The sequence below is a fragment of the Janthinobacterium sp. 61 genome (genome assembly GCF_002846335.1).
In the GTDB taxonomy this organism is placed as follows: Bacteria; Pseudomonadota; Gammaproteobacteria; order Burkholderiales; family Burkholderiaceae_D; genus Janthinobacterium.
The window spans coordinates 1753974-1774627 of the sequence record NZ_PJMQ01000001.1 but is presented as its reverse complement, the minus strand read 5'-3'; the positions used below and the strand labels follow the sequence as shown (position 1 = coordinate 1774627).

Sequence of the window (20654 nt, the reverse complement as noted above, 5' to 3'; positions counted from 1 at the left end):
CCATACTCTACAGTATTTGACCTGACATCGAAGGCGGGCCGCTTGATCTCCGCTTACCATCCACTCTTTTTCAGGAGTGTATATGCACAATAGCTATCATCGCGTGGGTCATGGCGCTCACGCCGTCATCGTCCTGCACGGCTGGTTTGGCGACGCGCACGCGTTTGCACCGATGGAGGTTGCCCTCGATAGTGACGCTTTCAGCTATGTCTTCATGGATTGCCGCGGCTATGGCGGCATGCGCAGCGCGGCGGGCGAGTATTCGATGGACGAGGTCGCCCGCGACGCGCTGGCGCTGGCCGATGCGCTGGGTTTTGCCACGTTCAGCGTGGTGGGTCATTCGATGGGCGGCATGGCGCTGGAACGGCTGGCCTTGCTAGAGCCCATGCGCTTGCGCAAACTGGTGGCCGTGGCGCCCGTGCCCAGCTGCGGCGTGGCACTGGACGGGGCGGCGCGGCAACTGTTTCTGGATGCCAGCGGCGATCGTCAGGCGCGGCGCGCCATCATCGCCCGCAGCACGGGCGGGCGCCTGTCCTCCACCTGGCTGGACTGGAAGGCGCAGTATTCGTGGGAAAGTTCGGATCCAGCCGCGTTCGCGGCCTACTTCCTCGCGTGGAGCGGCTCCGATTTCAGCGGCGAAGTGAGGCGGGCGGCGTCGCCGCTGCCCTTGCTGGCGCTGGTGGGAGAGCACGATCCCCGCTTCGATGCGACCCTGATGCGCCGCACGTATCTGGCGTGGTACCCGCGGGCCAGGCTGGAAGTGCTGGCCAATGCGGGACACTATCCGATGAATGAAACGCCGCTGGCCCTGGCGGCCAGCATCGAGGCGTTTTTGACGGAAAAGGACTAGTTACGCGGTCTTGGCGCGCAGGCGCAACAGGCTCAGGCCCAACAGCACGAAGGCGCCGCCCGAAATGCGGTTGAACAGCTTGGCGCGTCCCGGCGTCGCCAACTGGGTTTTCAGCAGGCGCGCCAGGTTGGCATAGAACAAGTGGGCCAGCATGGCGCAGGCGACAAACGACGTTGTCAGCACGGTGAACTGGATGGCCACGGGTTCGCCCGGCGTGATGAATTGCGGGAACAGGGCCGAAAAGAACAGGATGGCCTTGGGATTGGTCAGCGCCACCGTCAAGCCCTGGCGGAAGAGTTTCCAGAACGAATTAGGATTGGCCGCGCCAAGCGCAACGGGCGCATCGGCCACGATGCTGGTCTTGCTGCGCCATTGCTTGATGCCCAGGTACACCAGATACAGGGCGCCAGCCAGTTTCAGCAGCATGAAGGCCGTCGCCGAGGTCGCCAGCACGACGCCCATGCCGGCCATGGCCACGCCGGAAATGATGAACAAGCCAAAACCATTGCCCATGCTGCTGATCATCGCGCGGCGCGGGCCGACGGCGATGGCATTCGAGATGGCCAGCAGAACAGCCGGGCCGGGAGAAAACGTGACGAGCAGGGCGACGCTGCAGAAAAGCAGCCAGTTCGAGATATGCATGGGTGTTCCTGGGTGGGGCCGAAGCGGGATTGAGAGTCAAAACACGCTTATTGTACGAAGTTTTAGACTCTCGTGTCAGCGGCCCTCGCTTGAATTTGGCGCAACTTCAGGCAAACAGGCTGGCGACCATGTGGTTGATGGCGGCGCCACCGGCGATTAGCCAGCAGAACAGCAGGCCGGCCAGCAGCAGGGGTTTGATGCCGGCGCGGCGGATGGCCGACATATGCGTCGTCAAGCCCAGGGCGGCCATGGCCATGGCCAGCAGGGCCGTGTCGAACTCGGTGATGGCAGCTACTGTAGTTGCTGGCAACAGGCCCAGCGAATTGAAGGCCACTGCGGCAATAAAAATGAAGGTGAACCAGGGGATGGCCAGCTTGGCCGCCTTGTCATGGCCGCCGTTACCACCTTGGGCCTTGCCGCGCGCCAGCACCGCCGACAGGATGACGAGGAAGGGCGCCAGCATCATCACGCGCACCATCTTGGCGATCACGGCCGCGTTCGCCGTTTCTTGCCCGATCGACTTGCCGGCCGCCACCACTTGCGCCACTTCATGCACGGTCGAGCCGATGTACACGCCAAAGGCCGTAGGCGTTGCCGCCAGCACATGCCAGCCCTGATTCAACTGGTACAGCAAGGGGTACAAAAAGATGGCGATAGTGCCGAACACCACGACCGTGGAGACGGCCACGGTGACATCCTCGCTGCGCCCCTTGACGACGGGTTCCGTGGCCATCACGGCCGCCGCGCCGCAGATCGAGCTGCCTGCGCCGATCAGAATGGCGCTGTTGCGCTCCAGCTTGAACACCTTGATGCCGAGGAACATGGCCAGGCCAAACGTGGATGCCAGCACCAGCGCGTCGATGGCGATGCCGGCCAGGCCCACTTGCCCGATATCCTGGAAGGTCAAACGAAAGCCGTAGAGGATGATGCCAAGACGTAATAAAGTCTGCTTGGAAAAGGCCACGCCCGCGCCGCAGCTGGGCGCCAGGCGGCCATACACGCTGTTGCCCAGCACAATGCCCAGCATGATGGCCAGGGTCAGGGCGCTCATGCCGTGGTTTTGCATCCATTCCAGCTTGCCCAGTTGAATGGCGCCCCAGGCGATCACGCCGCTCAGCAGCAGGCCCGGCAAAAGGCGGCCGTAGCGGTCGCTGAAACTTGTTGTATTCGTCGTTGATAGGGATGACATGCCGTACTCCATGGTTCTGTGTTCGTATGGCATGACTGTACAGCTCGTCGATTAAATGGTAAAACGGATTGTTTTTGTATGTTTAACCTGAAAAATAGGTAAATCGGAGGAGTAAGGCATGGCGTTAACCTTGCGGCAACTGCAGATTTTCCTGGCCGTGGCGGACACGGGCAGCACCAGCGCAGCCGGCGACCTGATTGCGCTATCGCAATCGGCCACCAGCGCCTCCTTGAATGAACTGGAGATCTTGCTGGGTGCACAACTGTTCGACAGGGTGGGCAAGCGATTGCTGCTCAACGACAATGGTCGTTTGCTGTTACCGCAGGCGCGGCAGATGCGCGACGGCGCTGCCAGCATCGAGCGCCAGTTTGCGGGCGCCGACCCGTCCGTGCCCGTCAGCCTGCAAATCGGCGCCAGCACCACCATCGGCATCTATCTGTTGCCGCAGATCCTGGCCCAGGCGGCGCAGCAGTACGGACGCAGCATCCCGCAAGTGACGATTGCCAACACGGCCGATATCGCCGCTGCCGTGGCCGCCTTCCAGGTCGATATCGGCCTGATCGAAGGACCGTGCCACGAAGCGGGCTTGCTGGTGGAGCCATGGCTGACGGACCAGATGCTGATCGTGGCCGCGCCCACGCATCCGCTGGCGCAGTTGCGTCATTTTCTCAGCTTTGCGGAACTGAACCAGGCGGGCTGGCTGCTGCGCGAAGCGGGCTCGGGCACGCGCGAAGCGGTGGAGCAGGCGCTGGTGCCGTACCTGCACTATCTGCGCGCTGCGGGCGAGTTCAGCAATTCGGAAGCCATCAAGTATGGCGCTGCGGCGGGGCTGGGTATCGCCTGCCTGTCCAGGGTGGTGGTGGCCGATCTGCTGGCCAGCGGGCAATTGGTGGAACTGGAAACCATGTTGCCGCCCCTGGAGCGCAACTTTTATCTGATACGCCAGTCTAAAAAAATACTCTCGCCCCGCTTGCGCGGTTTCCTGGAACTGTGCCGCCACGCCTCGCGCATGGCGGGGTAGGTACGCAAGGTATCATTTTGGCCGCGGAGCTTGTAATGCCGCATCGGGCGGCGCCAGCGTGCCTGCGCGCTGCCGCTTGACGGCGTCGGCCACGGCGCGCGCCACGTTGCGCACTTCTTCCTGCATATCGGTATCGCGGTCCAGGGTCTCATGGCTTTGCGCATAAGTGTCGTAATAGCCGATGTAGCGGTCCAGCCGTGATTTCGCGCCCGCATCGACCAGGCCCATCCAGTCCAGCCAGTCCGACAGGCCTCGCCGGACCCCTTCGATGCCGGCCACGTCGCCATGCACGACGAGGCCATACGCGCGCCCGGCCAGGTGTTTCGGATAATTCCAGCCTTGCAACTCCAGGGCCTTCGCTTCCACGGCTTTCTTGCCGTGCGTGGACGTGGGGTCCGGGTTGCCGCCATCGGCGCACACAAGCCGGTCTATCATCAGTTTCAGCACGCCGGGCGTCTGGTACCAGTACACGGGCGTGAGGATGATGACGGCATGCGCGGCCGTCCAGCGCTCGTATATTTCTGCCATCCAGTCATTCGTCTGGCGTTCTCCATGGTTCGGATAGCAGCTGCATGGCCAGTGGCACAGGGGCATGGCCGTCGAGACACAGCCCTTGCATGGATGAATGTGCAAATCATACGAGGAGGTCAGCAAGCTCAGGTCCAGCACGTCCGCTTCAATGGCGTCCGCCTGCAGCACTTCTTTGGCCCATTGCGTCATGCGCCAGGTCTTCGATATTTCGCCAGGGCAAGAACCGTCATTGCGTGCCGCGCCGCAGATCAGCAGCACGCGCGACGGCGTGGCGGGATCTTTCTGGCGCGCCTCGGCGGCCAGCAGACGGTCGCGCGTGCCGAGCCATTCCACGGATAAATCGTAGTCGGGGTCGGCAAAACCCGGTCCGGCCTTCTGCGTGACGGGCGCCTTGCGGCCATCCTGATAATTCTTCCACGCCACATCTTCCACTTGCACCAGGGCGTCGCGTACGGCGTCAAACGTGGGGTCGGCAAACGAGCGGATAAATTGCAAATGAAATTCGACCCTGCCCAGTGGCGCGGGCGCCTGGCCTTGGCGCGGCTGGGGAGTGGGGGGAGTGGCGGACATGGCTTCTCCTTGAAGTGGTGGCGCCATGGTGCCTGGAGTCCGGGTGTGGGTCTGTGCGTTGAGCAACTCTGCGACGATTGCTTGCCAAATTCCCGTTTTAGGGATAAATTCCCATATATGGAAAATACAGAATTGACTGATGACGATACGGAACAGCGCCTGGCGGCGCGCTTAAAGCAGTTGCGCGTGGAGCGGGGCTGGTCGCTGGACCAGCTGGCCAGTGCCAGCCAGGTCAGCCGCGCTACCCTGTCGCGCCTGGAAAATGGCGAAGTCAGCCCGACCACGGCTGTGCTGGGCAAGCTGTGCGCCGCGTATGGCCTGGCCATGTCGCGCCTGTTGCGCATGGTGGAAGACGATTTCGTGCCCGTCCTGCGGCGCACCCAGCAGGGCGTGTGGACGGATCCGGACACAGGTTTTATCCGCCGTTCCATCTCGCCGCCGTCGCGCGCGCTGGCTGGCGAAGCGCTCGAATGCGAACTGGGCGCGGGCGTCACGATCGCCTATGCCGCCTCGCCCCGGCCCGGCATGGAGCACCATCTATTGCTGCAAGAGGGCAAGCTGAACGTCACCGTCGACGGCCGCTCGCACGATTTGATGGCCGGCGATTGCCTGCGCTACCAGCTGCATGGCGCCAGCGCGTTTGCGACGCCGCACGATAGCGGCGCCCGCTATTTTCTCTTTCTTGTCTGAGGCTACCATGTCTATATCGCTACGCCACTTTTCGTCCACCGATATTCTCGTCCGCCTGCCGGAACTGGGCGCCTTGCTGCAAGACTGCGTGCACGATGGCGCCAGCATCGGTTTCATCCTGCCCTTCGACGCATCGGCCAGCCAGGCGTTCTGGACGGACAATGTGCTGCCCGCCGTGGCGCGCGGCGTGCGCCTGCTGCTGGTGGTCGAAGTCGATGGTCGGGTGGCCGGCGCCGTGCAGCTGGACTGGGACACCAATCCCAACCAGGCGCATCGGGCCGAAGTGCGCAAGCTGCTGGTCGCGCCCGCTTACCGCCGCCTCGGCCTCGCGCGCCAGTTGATGCTGGCGCTGGAAGAGCAGGCGCGCCTCCTGCCGCGCAGCCTGCTGACCCTGGACACGCGCAGCGGCGACCATGCCGAACCGTTATATTTGTCGCTCGGTTACCTGGTGGCCGGCAGCATCCCCGCCTATGCGCTGGCGCCTGCCGGCGACCGGCTGGACGCCACGACCATCATGTACAAGCAGCTATAGCGGGGAACTCAGGCGGGGAACTCAGGCTTTCAGGCGCGCTCTAACGGCAGGGGCGCGTAAGCGTGTCAGGGCGGGTGCCTCCTTGTCATGCGTCGCGACAAGGCTGATGGCCCGCGCCGCGTGCGGGGGCGCCACCTCCGTTCCCAAGGTGAAGATGCCCACCGTGCCCGATAGCTGCTGGGCGCGCTGCTGCATGCTGGCGGCCGCTACCGACGCCTGATCCACCAGGGCGGCGTTTTGCTGCGTCACATGCTCCATCTGCACGATGGCGGCATTGACTTGTTCGATACCGGACAATTGCTCGCCGCTGGCCATGCTGATTTCGCCCATGATGTCCGTCACGCGGTGCACGCTGGCAACGATTTCGCGTATGGTGGCGCCTGCCGTGTCGACCAGGCGCGCGCCCGCGTCGATCCGCTCGACGGAGTCGCCGATCAATTGCTTGATTTCCCGCGCCGCCCCGGCCGAACGCTGGGCGAGGGTGCGCACTTCGGCGGCCACGACGGCAAAGCCGCGTCCCTGGTCGCCTGCGCGCGCCGCTTCCACAGCCGCATTCAGGGCCAGGATATTCGTCTGGAAGGCGATAGCGTCGATGACGCCGATGATATCAACGATCTTTTTCGACGATGCATTGATCGAGCTCATGGTGTCGACCACTTCTGCCACCACCTTGCCACCCTTGCCGGCCACATCGGCGGCCGATAGCGCCAGCTGGTTGGCTTGCCGCGCATTGTCCGCATTTTGCTTGACGGTGCCCGTCAGTGCTTCCATCGAGGCGGCCGTCTGCTCCAGCGAACTGGCTTGCGCCTGCGTGCGCTGCGACAAGTCCAGGTTGCCGGCAGCAATCTCTCCCGAGGCACCCGCGATGTCCTGCGTACCGCCGCGCACGTCACCCACGATATGGATCAAGCTGGCATTCATGTCTTTCAGTGCCTGCAGCAACTGGCCAACCTCATCGCCGGATTCCACACGGATATTGCCGCTCAGGTCGCCGCCGGCCACCTTGCGCGCCACCTTGACGGCGTGCCGCAGGGGCCGCACGATGCCGCTGCTGATGAACCAGGCCGTGGCCAGGCTGAGCACGCCGCCGATCAGGCCCAGCGCGATGATCAGCACGCTGGTATTGTGCGCGCGGGCGATGGCCGCCTCGGCCGCCGCGCGCATCTGCGCCGATTGCGTGGCGATCTGCTGGTCGATGTCGCGCAGGGCGGGCTGCGCCTGCGTGCTGTTGCGTGTGGCCTGCAATTGCGCGATGCGCGCATAGCGCTGGTTCACGCTGCTGTCGATTTCCCCGCTCACCGTAGCAAGTTGCCACGTGCTGATGCTGACGACCACCGCCAGCAACAGCGATGCCAGCAAAAAACCCGTGGTCAGGCGTACACCGATGCGTATGATAGAAATATTCATGTCCCCTCAGCTGTTGTCCCATGGTGGCCGCACCCCATGCGGGCGGCACGGCGCGGCGCTGTTGCCCCTGATGTTGCCGGGGTGAAATGAGTGTAGCAGTGCAATACTAAGTAATCTATAAATATTTCCATATTGGAATTGGTCACTGCTTGTTTAGCAACAGCTGGTAACTATTACTAGAACGCATAGCCGCCTTGCCTGGCGCCTGGCTTGGTGCCGGATAAAATCACCTGCCGTATTACAGATTCGTCCTACCTCGACACCCGGCATCGTCCGACTGGCGTGTGGCGGTGCCGCGCCTACACTGAACTTTGCACAGACCCGACGGCGGGTCCTGTCTTCTTACAGGAGGCTGAGATGGCGAATATCCAGGAAGGATCGGACGGTGCGGCAAACGAGGAAATGACGGCAAAGCGCCTGAACGTGGTCGACTGGATCTCCATGATCCTGCTGATCGTGGGCGGCTTGAACTGGGCGCTGGTGGGCTTGTTCGATATCGATATCGTGGCCCGCATCCTTGGTGCCATGTCGACCGCGTCGCGTGGCGTGTACGTGCTGGTGGGGTTGGCGGCGCTGTATTCCATTTACCTGTGCCTGCGCAAGCTGCCCACCAAGCCCTAGGGGAAGCAGATGACTGCCGGTGAGCATCCCCGGCGTGAACGCGAATTCAAGCAGCTGGAACGAAACTTCAAGCAGGAAGGGCGTTACCCGGGCTGCGCGCAAGAAGCGTAAGGGCTGGCTGCAAGCGCTGCAGGCTTGCGCTGCGGTCATGACTTGATGGGTCGTGTCCGCCTGTCCGCGTGCGGGCAGGCAGGCAGGAGCATGACCTGCCTACTTACCTGCTTGCTTACTGCGTGCGCAGGTAGGCCAGCAAGTCGGCCACTTGTTGCGCATTGCCGATGCCCCAGAAGCGCATGTTATTGCCGGGAATGAAATCGCTGGGGGCTTTCAGGAAGCTGGCCAGGTTTTGCTCGGTCCAGACAATATTCGCGTTTTTCATGGCCGACGAATACTTGTAGTCTGTGGTGGAGCCAGCCTTGCGGCCGATCAAGCCCGTCAGCTTGGGGCCGAAACCGCCGCGCGCCGAAGGCCCCACCTGGTGGCAGGAGGCGCACTTGCGAAACGCCGCCTTGCCCGCTTCGGCATTGCCCGTGAGGGTGGCGGGCGCGGCGGCTGCCTGCGCGGCGGCGCCTGGCGCCAGCAGCAAGGCTGCAGCGGCGAGAGGAGAGAACAAGCGTAAAAGGAATGCGAATGTCATTGGAGGAGCAAGCATGCCTGCTGGCATGCCGTACGTGGCAAGGGATGGCACATTTTACAGCCAGGCATCAAAACTTGCCCGTCGGCGCGCGTGGCAATGCCGGAAATTGCTGGCGAGCACCTAGACCATCCGCATGGCTGATTTAGGACTTGCCGTGCGCGGCTAGCGCTTGCCGCCTTGCGCACCCAGCGCCGCCATGGCCGACGCGAACACGATGCAGGCGATAGCCAGCCACTGGGTCAGGCTCAGCAGTTCTCCCAGCACGGCCATGGCAGCCAGCGCGCTGACGGCCGGCGCCGCGCTGCTGAACATGCCGAACACCCCTTGCGGCAAGCGGCGCAGGGCAAAGATTTCCAGCGAATACGGCAGGGCGCTGGACAGCATGGCAATGGCCAGGCCCATCAAGGCAATCGACGGCGCCAGCAAGGCCGTGCCCGAGTAAGCGACGCCGATGGGCACCGTTACCATGGCCGCCACCGTCATGCCCCAGGCTACGGCTTGCCCGCCTTGCAAGGTCGAGGCGCGCTTGCCAAAGATGATATACAGCGCCCAGCACAGGGCCGCCCCCAGCGCATACGCCACTCCCACAGGGTCCAGGCTGCCCGGGCTGCCTTGCAGCGGCAACAGCAAATACAAGCCGAACACGGCGCAAGCCACGGCCAGCAAATCGCGGGGCCGGCGCGACGACAGCATGGCCACCGCCAGCGGCCCCGTCACCTCGATGGCGACCGCAATACCGATCGGTATCAGCGCAAACGCCCGGTAAATCAGCAAATTCATCAATCCCAGCACGGAACCGTAGACCAGCAAGTTCAGCACATCCTTGCGCGTCAGGCGGAAGCGCCAGGGACGAAAGATAGCCAGTAAAATCAGCGCCGAAAACCCCACGCGATACGCCGTAATCCCCTCGACCCCGATGACAGGAAACAGATTTTTCGCAATCGCCGCCCCCAGATTGACAGAAATCTGCCCTCCCAGGACGGCCAGGGAAGGGAGCAAAATGCTGTCGGGCAGGGGGGAGGTCGAGGCGGGGGAGGTCATGGGGCGCCATTTTAATACGCAGCAGGCCGCCAGTCGCTGGCATATCTGCAACGGACGGCAATTTTTCCATGGACACTGGCACGCAATGCGGAGCGGGCACCTGTTGTGGCAGTGCAAGTATTTCCGGAGAATGCTATTCTGCCTGCATGCCCGGAACTACCGTGCGCCACCCCCGATTCTTCATCTTGATGGAGCCGCCCCATGAATGGCAGAAGCATTGCAGTGACCGTGGCTTTGGTATTTTCCGCTGATATGGCCGGTGCGCAGGCCTTGCCGCCGCAGGCGCAATTGCCAAGCTGGGCGACGCAACAGCTTGAAAGCCTGGCCAAACGCGAGGCGATCGAAATCAATGCGCGCATGAATCCCTTTGTCTTGCGCGGCGATTTCGATGGCGATGGGAAGGGCGATCTGGCTGTGCTGATCAAGAACAAAGACAGCAAGAAAGAGGGCATCGTCTTCCTGTTCAAGCAGAAGGCGGCGCCCCTGATCGTCGGTGCCGGACATGCATTGTCCAACGGCGGCGACGATTTCGCCTGGCTGGAAGTCTGGCAGGTGGAAGACAAGGGTTCGCGCCAGCACAGCTACCATGAGAAATCCCTCAAGCTGAAAACGGACGGGATCGTGGTGGGGAAAGAGGGTGCTGCCAGTGCCCTGATCTATATCAAGGGTGGCAAGGCAGTGTGGCAACAGCAGGGCGATTGACGGCTACTCGCGCCTGTCTGCTGGCCCGCCGAGCAGTATATTAACGTGTCAATCAGGAGTAGCAGGGAAATGCATGTATTCAGTATCGGCGACACCAATTTTGAAGTGGATGTCGCGAAATCCCGGATCAGCCTGGCTGCACGCGCCGATGGCATGCGGGAAATCAATATCAGGATTGAGGCCGATGACGACGTGTTCATGCGGCTGACGGAAGACGACGATGCACCCTGGTCGTGGGCCTTGTATCCGCCATCCTTCATTTTGGAAGGCTTGCTCGTGGCGGGGGCGGATGCCGCGCCCGTGCATATGCTAGCCGTTGATGCAAGCTGTACAGAGGGTGAATGTAGTCTCTACATGATGGATTACCATGATGTCGCGGAGCTGCGCCTGGTGGAATTGTCCTCGCAACGCCTGGCGCTTGCAGGCAAGGTGGACTTCTTTGGTAGCAGCCTGCCGTTTGCCATCGATATGCCGCGCATGGTGTAGCCGGGTCTTTGGCGCAGCGACTGGGCGACTATTGGGGCAGCCAGTACAGGCCGCCCGCAGGTCATTAGTCCAGCTTCAAGGCCTTCGCCACATCCTCCCACGCCACATATTTGAAGTTCTGCGGCCCATCGGGCAAGCGCTTGTAGCCATCCTGGATCACCAGCATGCCTTGCGCATACGCGCCGCCCAGGTTGGCGGAGGTGACGTCGAGGCCATCCGTTTCCGAGGTGCCGTCTATGCCTGCCGGCAAATTGAATCCCACCTTGAAGCGGCCGCGCACTTTATACGGTGCTTGCGCATCGAGCACCACGTAGCTGCTGTCGCCCTGGCTGGAAACGATCAGGTAGCCAGAGTCAGCCTTGCCGTTCGGCTTGCGGTAGATGGCCATGCCTTCCACGTCGGCGCTCAGGTTCGCTCCCACCGGCAAGACCATGGCCAGGGTGTCCGGCTTGGCGGCGTCGGCCGAGGTGGTCCACACGCCGCGCGTTTCCTCGCCCAGGAAGAGGCGGGCGTTGGCGTCGTCGGCCACGCAGCCTTCCGGTTGCGTGGCGACCTTGAAGCTGCGCAAGAGGGTGGCGCTGAACTGCTTGCCGCTCACGCCAATGCGGTATTGCTGGAAGGTGCCATCCTTGTCGTTGATAAACGCTTCCACGCCGCCGCTGGCCGGTTGATACAGGCACATGCCGTAGATGCTTTTCAGTCCGGTCGGAAAACGGCCCGCTTCCGCCACGTCGCCACTGGCATTGATGGTGAAGAGCATCATGCTGTTGTCGTCGCGCTGGGTGGCCACGGCCAGGTCGACCTTGCTGCCGCCAAAACTGATGTTTTGCCGCACATCGACGTTGTTCAAACGGCCCACTTCCAGCAGCTGCGTTTGCTTGCCTTGCAGGTCGTAGACCAACAGACCCTGTTTCTTGTTGGTGCCGAGGATACGCGAGTCGGCCGGGTTGCTGGCCAGCCAGATGGCCGGATCGTCGGCCGCGTCGCCCTGGCGCGCCATCGGCTCCGTCTGCGCTTGCGGGGCGATGATGGCCACAGCAGCCTGCGTTTCCCCCTTGCCGCGCCATTTTACGGGCCGCGCTTGCCAACCATTCTTGCCGCGCAGCAGTAGCGTGTCTTCGTCCAGTGCCAGCTGGCTGTCACCCTTGCGCACGTTCAAGGCGACGGCCTGGGCTGGCTGCGCCGTCCATGTACTCCCCTGGCGGGCGTACAAGTGCAGCTTTTCCGCCTTGCCATCGAGTACGGCTACGCCGCCCGGCAGCACGGCCAATGCACCGGCGCCGCCATCCAGCTGGCCGTACGGCTTGCGCAAGGCCACCACCTCGCGCTTGCCCATGCCTTCGGACTCGGCGTCATAGGCCCACACGCCCATGTCGGACTCGCTCACCAGCAGGCGCTGCGCGCCATCGTCGACCCGGCAATGCTTGGCGTGCGGCGGCAAAGCCAGTTTGCGCACCAGGCTGCGCTGCTCGCCCTGCATCACCCACTGTTCCGCCTGGCCATCCTTGCCGATCAAGAACAGATGATCGAGTCGCTGGGCGTCGCGGTACAGGCAGGACGCTTCCACGGAAAACGTCGGCACGGGAAACGGCGCCAGCTTGACCAGTTTGCCTGCCTGTACGTCCACGGAGACGGGCAGGGGGCGCTGCGTATCGGCCTCCAGGAACACGGCCAGCACGCGATTGGCATCGATGCGCGTGTCGAGCTGCTTGGCGCGCACGGCGATGCGGTCCTGCTCCTGGCCGGCCGCAGTGAACAAGCGCAAGCCGTGCTTGTCCAAGGTCAGCCAGCCGCCGCCGGGCAGGCGGGCCAGCTCTTCGGCCTCGTGCGCGAAGGCGGGCACAGTGTTAGACGCGACCGGGGTGGCTTGCGCCGTGCCGGTGAGGCAAAAGGCAGCCAGCAAAGCGCTGCACAGGACGGTTGTTTTCATGTTATTCAAGATCCTCATCAGAAGGCGCTGGCTTTCAGGCTCACTTTAAAAGTGCGGCCATATTGTTCGTTCTGTACGTTGTATTGCTTCGTGCCCTGGTAGACGTAGTATTTCTCGTTGTTCAGGTTGGCCACCTCGAACATCAGCTGGAACTGCTTGCTGATCTGGTACGACAGCGAGAAATCGAGCTGCTTCTGGCTGGCGACGATGTGGTCCTGGCTTTGGTCGAGGATGTCGCCGCCCATTTCCAGCAGGTAGGGCGACTTGTAGTTGAGGGCCAGGCGGGCGCTGATCGGACCGGTTTCATAGCCCAGCATCAAATTCATCACCTGGTTCGACTGGCCCGGCAGGCGGATGTCGCGGGTGAGCTGCTTGTTGCCGGCCTTGTCGAAACGGCCGATTTGCGCGCTCGAGGTGCTCAGGGTGCCATTCACGCCGACGAGAAACTTGTTGAACGGTGCCGGCAACATGCGCAGCGGCTGCATGTAGGCCAGTTCGATGCCTTTGACTTTGGCCGCGTCGCCATTCGCATACGAGGTGGCCGTCGTGTAGCTTGCCCATTGGCCCGTGCCGGCCAGATTCGTCGTATACGTAAAATTCTTGATGTCCTTGTAGAAACCGTAGGCGGACATCACGCCGTCGTTGCCCAGCACGCGCTCGATGCCCAAATCCAGGTTGTTTGCCTTCAAGGGTTTCAAGTCCGGGTTGCCGATCACGGCTTCCGTGTTGCTGGCCAGGCTGATGCCGGGCGCCAGCTGGCTGAAGTTGGCGCGCACCACGGCTTGCGTCCAGGCGGCCCGCACGCTGGTTTTTTGATCCAGGTCATAACGGGCTTGCAGGTTTGGCAGCCAGTTGGTGTACGAACGTTCGCGCGTCAAGGGCGTGGCAAGCCCGGCGCTGTCCACTTGCGAACCGGCAGCTTCAAAGCTGGTGCGTTCAAGACGCACGCCGCCCAGGATGTGCCAGGCGTCGAAGTCATAGCTGTTCTGCACATACATGGCGTTGATGTCTTCATGCATGCGGTAATCGTTGATGATGGACTCGGTAGCCAGGCGCGCCTTGTCGCGGTCCAGGCCGGCCACGCGGGCGCGGATCAGGCCCGGGTCCAGCGCCACGCCGATGTTGCCCAGATCGTAGTCGAGATTGTGGCCCTGCACGAAATTGCTCATCGAGGTAGAACCGGCGCCCCAGAAATTGCCGCTCGACGCCTTGCTGCTGTTATATGTCCATTGATCCGTATCATTGGTTTTTTCGCGGCGGCTGACTTTGGCGCCGAATTTCAACGTGGCGATGTCGAACTTGCGTGCCAGGTCGATGCGCGCGTGGTGTTCATTGTCCTTCGAGTAGCGCTTTTGCAGGGTGATGGCGTTGAGCGCATAGCTGGCCGGGTCGTACAGCGAGGCGGGGCCGCTCAAGACGGGTTCCTGAGTGTCATAGAAACTGATGCCGGCGACATTGCTGGTGCTGCGGAAACGGCCATCGTTCAGCGACTCCGGCGTGTCTTCCGTCGCCCGGCTCATGCCGCCTTTCACGTCCAGGGTCCAGTCGCCCGATTTCTGCTGCGTGCCCAGCACGAGCGAGCGTACTTGCTGCGTGTATTTGCGCTGGCGGATGCGGCGCTCGGCGCGCGCGCTGGCTGATGCGCCTTCGGCAAGGCTGCCCCCCGCGATATTGCTGATGGTCAGGCGGTCGCGCACTTCATCGTCGGAAAATTCGCTGACGAACGAGCGCAAGAACCAGCTGTTGCCCGCTTCCGGGCGGTAATCGAGGTTGACTGCCAGGGCGCCGCGCTTGCGCACGGGCAGGTAGTCGCGCAATTCCAGACCTGACAATTTGCCCTTGCTCCAGGCGCCGCCCGTTTCTACGTCGTCGGAGCCGAACGAGCGCTTTTCCGCGCTCAGGCCGGCGGCCACGCCAAGCTTGCCATCGAGGAAGCGCTGGGCCCACAGGGCGCCGCCGCTGGGGCTGGTCTTGCCCGTTTTTTCATCATGGCTGGCGGCCACGTTGGCCGACAGCAGCTTGCCCGGCAAGTCGAAGGCGGACAGCGATTTGACTTCGATGGTGGCGCCCAGCGAGTTGGCATCCATTTCCGGCAGCAAGGTCTTCGACACTTCCAGGGTGCGTATCAGGCCGGCAGGCAGGATGTCCAGCGCCACGGCGCGGCGGCCCGCTTCCGGCGACGGTACCAGCGCGCCATTGATGGTCACCGCGTTCAGGTCCGGGCCCAGGCCGCGCACCGTGATGTAGCGGCCTTCACCCTGGTCGCGCTGCACGGACACGCCCGGCAAGCGGGCCAGCGCCTCGGCCGCGTTTTTATCGGGCAGGCCGCCGATGTCGTCGCTGCTGATGACGCTGATGATGTTGTCGGCTTTCTCTTGGGCGGCGATGGCGTTGCGCAGGCTGGCGCGCTGGCCGCTGACGACCACGGTGGTGCCCGCCTGGCCATCGTCCTGGGCTTGCGACTGCGCATGGCTTTGAGCGCTGAAGATGGCCATGATGCCGAGTGACAGGGCTGTCAGGCGCAGCGGGGAGGGAAACGAAGTGTGCATGGTTTTCATGAAGAGCTCGGTTAGGGAGGAAGGAACCGGGCGGATTCTAGGCAGCAAATATGACGGTTGCGTGACAGGCAAGGCCTTGCCACCTTGAAAACAACGGCAGGTGGACGCTTTCCGGCCATAAATGAACCGTGATGAGCTGAAATGACCTGCCAGCGCAGGGCACATGGGCACTCGCTTGCCGGATTTGCATCAGCTGCGCTGGTAATGATGAGCCGTTTGCACCTGCCTCACGGGCGCGGGGCATGTCATCGTGCCGTCATGGGCGGGCGCTATCGTGGCGACAGCACCACTTTTAAAGGTTCCCCACATGCTGCCGTTGCACCGTAACAGTCTGATTGCCGCCGCGCTGGCATTGCCCCTGTTCTTTTTTCTGTACGCCACACTGGGCCACGTTAAACCGTTTGCCATCTGGAAGTGGATGGATATCGTCTGCGAAGGCGGCACGGCCGTCATGGCGGGCATCTGGTTCTTGTTTACCCTCAGCAGCCGTCCGCGGGGACGGGTGACGAGCCTGATCGCCGGCGGCCTGTGCGCCATCATGCTGGGGTCCTGGGCCGATTGCCTGGACGAATTCTTTGCCGTCGACAAGAGCGCCTTGTGGGATAACTGGCTGGAAGCCTTGATTCCGTTTGGCATGCTGGTGCTGACCATCGGCATGTATTACTGGCGCCAGGAACAGTTCCGCCTGAACGAGCACCTGCAAAAGCGCGAGCGCCTGTTCCGCGACCACCGCGCCTTCGACCGCATCACGCAACTGGCCGACGCCAGCTACCTGCGCACGCAGATGCGACTGGAACAGGAGCGCCGGCCCGGCCTCGATTGCGCGCTGGTCTTGCTCGATATCGACAGTTTTCACCTGATTAACCGCGAATACGGCCACCGCGAAGGTGACCGCGTGTTGCAAGCCGTGGGCCACATGCTGCTGTTGAACTTGCGCAATGACGATCTGCTGTGCCGCTATGCGGGCGACCGCTTCGCCGTGCTGATGCCGGGCGTGTCGCGTGAGGACGCGGCCGTGAAGGCGCGTCATCTGTGCGCCATGGTGGGGCAGATGCGCCACCACGCCAATGACAACCGCGAAATCCGCTTGAGCCTGCGGCATGCCTGCTCGCTCACCGATGGCGTGCCGGAAGTGGTGCTTGCCGAGCTGAGCCGGGCCGTGGAAACGCCGCGCTCCGGTGCCGGGATCAGTTCCGCCGCGCCTGCCTGATGCCACTGAACCAGCAGGGCGACGCCAGCATCGCGGCCCATCACCAGCCGGCGCTGGTGCTCGATTATGCGCGCAGCCGCGACCTGGACGCGGCATCGCTGCTCAAGGGCACCGGCCTCGATGGCGGCGCGCTGCCGTCCGCGGAAAGCCAGGTCAGCGCCGCGCAATACCTGCAATTGCTGGCCAACGTGGCGCGCGGCCTGGACAGTGCCGATACCAGCTTCATGCTGGGCCAGCAAATGCTGCCCGGCCATTACGGCGCCGCCAGCCATGCCTTGCTGCAGGCGCAGAATCTGCGCCAGGCCTTGACCATCCTGTGCGATTTTCATGCCTTGCTGTGTCCGTTGTTGCAGCCCCGTTTGCGCGAGGCGGGCGACATGCACGTGCTGTACTGGGTTGCTGCGTTTGGCGCGCCGAGCCAGCTGCCTTTTCTGGTGGAGATGCACATGACGGCACTGGCGGCCATGTGCCGCTGGCTGGCGGGCGTCTCCTTGCCGTGGCGCTTCTGCTTCAATCGCGCGCGGCCCCGGCACGTGGAACAGCATGAAGTGCACCTGGGCCAGTGCCTGCGTTTCGATTGCCAGGTCGACGCCATGCTGATCGATTCCAGCTGGCTCGACAAGCCTTGGCCGCGCGGCAATGCCACGGCCGCCGCGCTGGCCTTGCGCGCTGCGGCCGTGGCGCCCGTGCCGCCAGCGAGCCTGCTCGGTGCGCTGTACGATTACCTGCTGGCCAATATCCGCTGCGCGCCGACCCTGGAACGCACGGCGCAGGAGTTTGGCGTCAGTCCCGCCACCTTGAAACGCCACCTGGCGCGCCATGGCACGCATTTCCAGGCCGAGCTGGACCAGGTGCGCGCACACAAGGCCATTTACCTGTTCCAGGCGCATGGCTACGACAACGATGCCGTGGCCGCCTACCTCGGCTTTCATGATGCCACCAACTTTCGTCGCTCGTTCAAGCGCTGGACGGGGCAAACGCCGCAGCTGTTGCGTCACGCCTTGGCCTTGTTTGTTGCTGGTTAAAGACGTTCTGCGCACAGCGTTGTGCGCCAGCGCCACAGACAGTCGTTCCAGAGGGAACAATTGCCCGTTCTGCCACATCCATAGTACACTCGATCAGAGAGCGAACAGACGCGCTTCGAGGCGCTCCGGCACGGCGTCACGCGACGCCGCAACGCCGCCATTTCGATGGCGGGCCGGCGGCAGACGACCGGTGTGCCGTGCCTTAACCCAGCCTGGAAACTGGCGTCCCCAACGTGGTGCGCCGGAGACCGGGTAACTTGATAATGCTCAATCGTGTATTCACAATCGCAGATCGATCCAGTCGTCAGTTTTCGCAACACCCAGGGTGAGGCGGTGCGCGGTACGATTTTCAACTTGCAGCGCAATTCGCTGGTCATGGAAATCTACAATCCATACTCGATTGTGCAGGTCAGCGAGGTGCTCAATGACGTGACGGTGCGCATGGGGGCGAAGAACGCCTACGTCGGCAAGGCTGTCGTCATCAGCAGCGTCAATACGGGCCTGACCGCCATCGTTTCCGTGACCCTGATCGACGAGTGGCGCGAGCTCAGCGACGTGGTCGTAGTCAAGGGCGCCGTGGCGAAAGAGTCCAGCGCCTTTGTCGCCGGCTGGGGCGAGCGCTTCCGCATCCGCCGCGACTACCAGATCGTCGTCAATGAAATGCGCGCCTTTTTGTCGGAAGTGGCGCGCTGGGTCGAGCAGGTCGACTTGTCCGATTCGCTGCCCAAGGAAAACGGCCGCCTGCGCGCCGACATCTTCGATGAACTGGCCTTTCCGCTGATGGAGCAAACCCAGTTGTACTTGCGCCAGCTCGAGGTGGAAGCCTCGCTCGTCGAGGAAGAGCGGGCGCCGGCCCACCGTGCGTTCGCCCAGGCGGCGCTGCACCCGCTGATACTGCGCGCGCCCTTCGTCTTCCGCACGTTTACAAAACCGCTCGGCTATGCGGGCGATTACCAGATGGTCAACCAGTTGCTGGATGATCCGCGCCAGGGTCCCAGCACCTATTTTCAGATCGTCAACGCGGCCTTTTTGCAGGCGGCCGTCGCCACGGCGCACCGCAACCGCATCGATATACTGACGCAATTCCTGGCGCAGAAAGCGGCCGAGGCGCGTGTTGCCGGGTGCGTCTACAAAGTGCTCAACGTGGGCTGCGGCCCGGCCATCGAGGTGCAGCGTTTCCTGGAAACGTGCCCCGATGCGCAATGGCTGGCCTTCGAGCTGGTCGACTTCAGCAGCGAGACGCTGGACTGGACGCGCGCGCGCCTGAGCACCATCATGCAGCGCACGGGACGTGTGGTGGAGATCGATTATGTGCATGATTCCGTGCACAACCTGCTCAAGCGCCGCCACGGCTCGGGCGCCACGGGCTCGCCCGGCAGCTTCGACGCCGTGTATTGCGCCGGCCTGTTCGATTACCTGTCCGACAAGGTGTGCGCGCGCCTGCTGCTGCACTTCGCCTCGCGCGTGGGGCCGGGCGGACGTTTGCTCGTCACCAATGTGCACGCTGACAATCCGGGCAAGTTCGGCATGGAGCATTTGCTGGAGTGGCATTTGATCTATCGCAATGAAGCGGGCTTGTCGGCCTTGCTACCCGAACACGCGAAAGAACCGAAAATCTATGTCGACGCCACGGGCGTGAATGTGTTTGCAGAAGTGAGCATTCCTTGATGGATACTCCAGGCCTGCACGCCGGCTACGCGGCCGTTCTGCGCGACTTCCGGCTGGAATTCAGCCGCGGCGGAGCCTACACGGGCATCGTGCTGATCCTGCTGGGCGTGGGTCTCGATTTGGCCCTGTATCCCGACAAGCAGTCGGCCTTCACCAGTGCGCGCATCCTCGTGTCGGCGCTGATCTTTTGCGTCGTGCTGGCCATGCGCACGCGCTGGGCGCAGGACCGCATCCAGGGACTGACTTTTGTGTGGCTGATCCTGCCGCAAATCATGATCGCATGGATGATCGCCGTCACGGAAGGCGCCACCTCGATTTATTACGTGGGCATGACCCTGGCCATCTATTCGTCGGGCATCGTGCTGGCGTTCGGCTTGTGGCAAAACATGGTTTTCGGCGCCATCTCCTGTCTGCTGTACGTGGCTGCCTGCGCCTGGCATGCAGGCGGCTTCAACTTGCCGGACACCTTTGTCGTCAACTGCTTGTTTCTCATCATGTCGGCCAGCATCAGCGCCGTCTTCACCTATTTCAATGAGCGGGCCCGCTTCATGCTGTTCCAGCTGAAGGCGGAAGTGGCGCAAAAGAACACGCAGCTGGAAGAAACCAATAAAAGCCTGGCCGATATCAAGGGGCAGATGCTGCAGCAGGAGAAAATGGCCGCCATCGGCACCCTGGCCGCCGGCATGCTGCATGAAGTCAACAATCCCGTGAATTTCTGCATGATGGCCATCGAGGTGGCCATCGAAGATCCGGCCGCCCAGCAAAGCGCGCTGGTGAGCGAATGCCTGGCCGACGCCAAGCAGGGCATGCTGCGCGTGCAGCACATCGTGTCCGACTTGAAGACCTTTGCCTACCGCAAGAGCGGCAACCAGCTGGAAACGGGGCACTTCCAGTTTCGCAGTGCGCTCGACGCGGCCATCCGCCTGGTGGGGCATGAAACGAAGAATGTCAGCATCAGCCACGACCTGCCGGTCGACACCCTGGTGCGCGGCGACGAGGCGGCCATCGTGGGCGTGCTGATCAATTTGCTGGGCAACGCCGTGCTGTCCATGCGCAAGGGTAATGCACCACCATTCGAGATCCGCATCACGGCCCGCTGGGATGACAAGCGTCTGCGCATCAGCGTGCGCGACAACGGCCCCGGCATCGCCCCGGAAAACCTGGCGCGCGTGTTCGAACCGTTCTTTACCACGCGCGAAGTGGGCCAGGGGCTGGGCTTGGGCCTGAGCATCAGCTATGGCGTGATCGAACGCCATGGTGGCACCCTGAGCGCCGAAAGCGAGCTGGGCCAATGGGCCAGCATGAATTTCGACTTGCAGCGCTCCGACTGGGAGGGCCGTTAAC

19 protein-coding genes are annotated in these 20654 nt (G+C 62.8%); 11 read left to right on the top strand and 8 right to left on the bottom strand.

Features of this window, described 5'->3' with window-relative positions:
• Nucleotides 1-82: 82 nt before the first annotated feature.
• The gene (locus tag CLU92_RS08180; RefSeq protein ID WP_101481471.1) at nt 83-850 is read left to right on the top strand and encodes an alpha/beta fold hydrolase; all 768 of its coding nucleotides are present in this window, start codon (nt 83-85) and stop codon (nt 848-850) included.
• On the opposite strand, the gene CLU92_RS08175 is transcribed toward CLU92_RS08180, so the two are convergent.
• Nucleotides 851-1492, bottom strand: a complete 642-nt coding sequence (locus tag CLU92_RS08175; protein ID WP_101481470.1) for a LysE family translocator — start codon at nt 1490-1492, stop codon at nt 851-853.
• Between the two features lie 106 nt (nt 1493-1598).
• Nucleotides 1599-2681, bottom strand: coding sequence for a YeiH family protein (locus CLU92_RS08170; protein ID WP_257561028.1), 1083 nt, complete (start codon nt 2679-2681; stop codon nt 1599-1601).
• A gap of 118 nt (nt 2682-2799) precedes the next feature.
• Here CLU92_RS08170 and CLU92_RS08165 point away from each other — a divergent pair, with 118 nt between their 5' ends.
• Nucleotides 2800-3702 (top strand): LysR family transcriptional regulator, encoded by a 903-nt coding sequence (locus CLU92_RS08165; RefSeq protein ID WP_101481468.1) that lies wholly within the window; start codon nt 2800-2802, stop codon nt 3700-3702.
• A 12-nt stretch (nt 3703-3714) separates the two neighbouring features.
• Here the strand turns inward: CLU92_RS08165 and CLU92_RS08160 are convergent, their stop codons facing one another.
• Nucleotides 3715-4803 carry a flavodoxin family protein gene (locus tag CLU92_RS08160; RefSeq protein WP_101481467.1) on the bottom strand — a complete coding sequence of 363 codons (1089 nt, stop codon included), beginning with the start codon at nt 4801-4803 and terminating at the stop codon, nt 3715-3717.
• Nucleotides 4804-4920: 117 nt separating this feature from the next.
• On the opposite strand from CLU92_RS08160, the gene CLU92_RS08155 reads away from it, so the two are divergent.
• On the top strand, nt 4921-5493 hold the full coding sequence (locus CLU92_RS08155) for a helix-turn-helix domain-containing protein (protein WP_101481466.1): 573 nt from the start codon (nt 4921-4923) through the stop codon (nt 5491-5493).
• Between the two features lie 7 nt (nt 5494-5500).
• Nucleotides 5501-6025, top strand: coding sequence for a GNAT family N-acetyltransferase (locus CLU92_RS08150; protein ID WP_101481465.1), 525 nt, complete (start codon nt 5501-5503; stop codon nt 6023-6025).
• Between the two features lie 21 nt (nt 6026-6046).
• Here CLU92_RS08150 and CLU92_RS08145 read toward each other — a convergent pair whose 3' ends face one another.
• Nucleotides 6047-7432, bottom strand: coding sequence for a methyl-accepting chemotaxis protein (locus CLU92_RS08145; protein WP_101481464.1), 1386 nt, complete (start codon nt 7430-7432; stop codon nt 6047-6049).
• Between the two features lie 357 nt (nt 7433-7789).
• Between CLU92_RS08145 and CLU92_RS08140 the strand changes: the two genes are divergently transcribed.
• Nucleotides 7790-8053 (top strand): DUF378 domain-containing protein, encoded by a 264-nt coding sequence (locus CLU92_RS08140; RefSeq protein WP_218973452.1) that lies wholly within the window; start codon nt 7790-7792, stop codon nt 8051-8053.
• A 226-nt stretch (nt 8054-8279) separates the two neighbouring features.
• On the opposite strand, the gene CLU92_RS08135 is transcribed toward CLU92_RS08140, so the two are convergent.
• Nucleotides 8280-8690: a cytochrome c family protein gene (locus CLU92_RS08135; RefSeq protein ID WP_101481463.1), complete on the bottom strand. Its 411-nt coding sequence runs from the start codon at nt 8688-8690 to the stop codon at nt 8280-8282.
• 162 nt (nt 8691-8852) lie between these two features.
• Nucleotides 8853-9731 (bottom strand): EamA family transporter, encoded by an 879-nt coding sequence (locus CLU92_RS08130; protein WP_166674772.1) that lies wholly within the window; start codon nt 9729-9731, stop codon nt 8853-8855.
• A 201-nt stretch (nt 9732-9932) separates the two neighbouring features.
• On the opposite strand from CLU92_RS08130, the gene CLU92_RS08125 reads away from it, so the two are divergent.
• Together CLU92_RS08125 and CLU92_RS08120 are read left to right on the top strand one after the other, a co-directional pair.
• Entirely contained in the window at nt 9933-10433 is a 501-nt protein-coding gene (locus CLU92_RS08125; RefSeq protein ID WP_101481462.1) for a hypothetical protein, read from the top strand.
• 69 nt (nt 10434-10502) lie between these two features.
• Nucleotides 10503-10919, top strand: coding sequence for a hypothetical protein (locus CLU92_RS08120; RefSeq protein WP_101481461.1), 417 nt, complete (start codon nt 10503-10505; stop codon nt 10917-10919).
• A gap of 64 nt (nt 10920-10983) precedes the next feature.
• On the opposite strand, the gene CLU92_RS08115 is transcribed toward CLU92_RS08120, so the two are convergent.
• Together CLU92_RS08115 and CLU92_RS08110 are read right to left on the bottom strand one after the other, a co-directional pair.
• A complete protein-coding gene (locus CLU92_RS08115) occupies nt 10984-12849 on the bottom strand; it encodes a phytase (RefSeq protein ID WP_101481460.1) in 1866 nt (621 codons plus the stop codon).
• Between the two features lie 17 nt (nt 12850-12866).
• A complete protein-coding gene (locus CLU92_RS08110; RefSeq protein WP_101481459.1) occupies nt 12867-15407 on the bottom strand; it encodes a TonB-dependent receptor in 2541 nt (846 codons plus the stop codon).
• Between the two features lie 307 nt (nt 15408-15714).
• Here CLU92_RS08110 and CLU92_RS08105 point away from each other — a divergent pair, with 307 nt between their 5' ends.
• From CLU92_RS08105 to CLU92_RS08090, 4 genes are all read left to right on the top strand, one after another.
• Nucleotides 15715-16617, top strand: coding sequence for a GGDEF domain-containing protein (locus CLU92_RS08105; RefSeq protein ID WP_101481458.1), 903 nt, complete (start codon nt 15715-15717; stop codon nt 16615-16617).
• Nucleotides 16617-17642: an AraC family transcriptional regulator gene (locus tag CLU92_RS08100; protein WP_101481457.1), complete on the top strand. Its 1026-nt coding sequence runs from the start codon at nt 16617-16619 to the stop codon at nt 17640-17642. Before CLU92_RS08105 ends, CLU92_RS08100 begins: the two co-directional genes overlap by 1 nt.
• A gap of 273 nt (nt 17643-17915) precedes the next feature.
• Nucleotides 17916-19310: a bifunctional 2-polyprenyl-6-hydroxyphenol methylase/3-demethylubiquinol 3-O-methyltransferase UbiG gene (locus tag CLU92_RS08095; RefSeq protein ID WP_101481456.1), complete on the top strand. Its 1395-nt coding sequence runs from the start codon at nt 17916-17918 to the stop codon at nt 19308-19310.
• Nucleotides 19310-20653, top strand: coding sequence for a sensor histidine kinase (locus tag CLU92_RS08090; protein ID WP_101481455.1), 1344 nt, complete (start codon nt 19310-19312; stop codon nt 20651-20653). Before CLU92_RS08095 ends, CLU92_RS08090 begins: the two co-directional genes overlap by 1 nt.
• Nucleotide 20654: the final 1 nt, after the last annotated feature.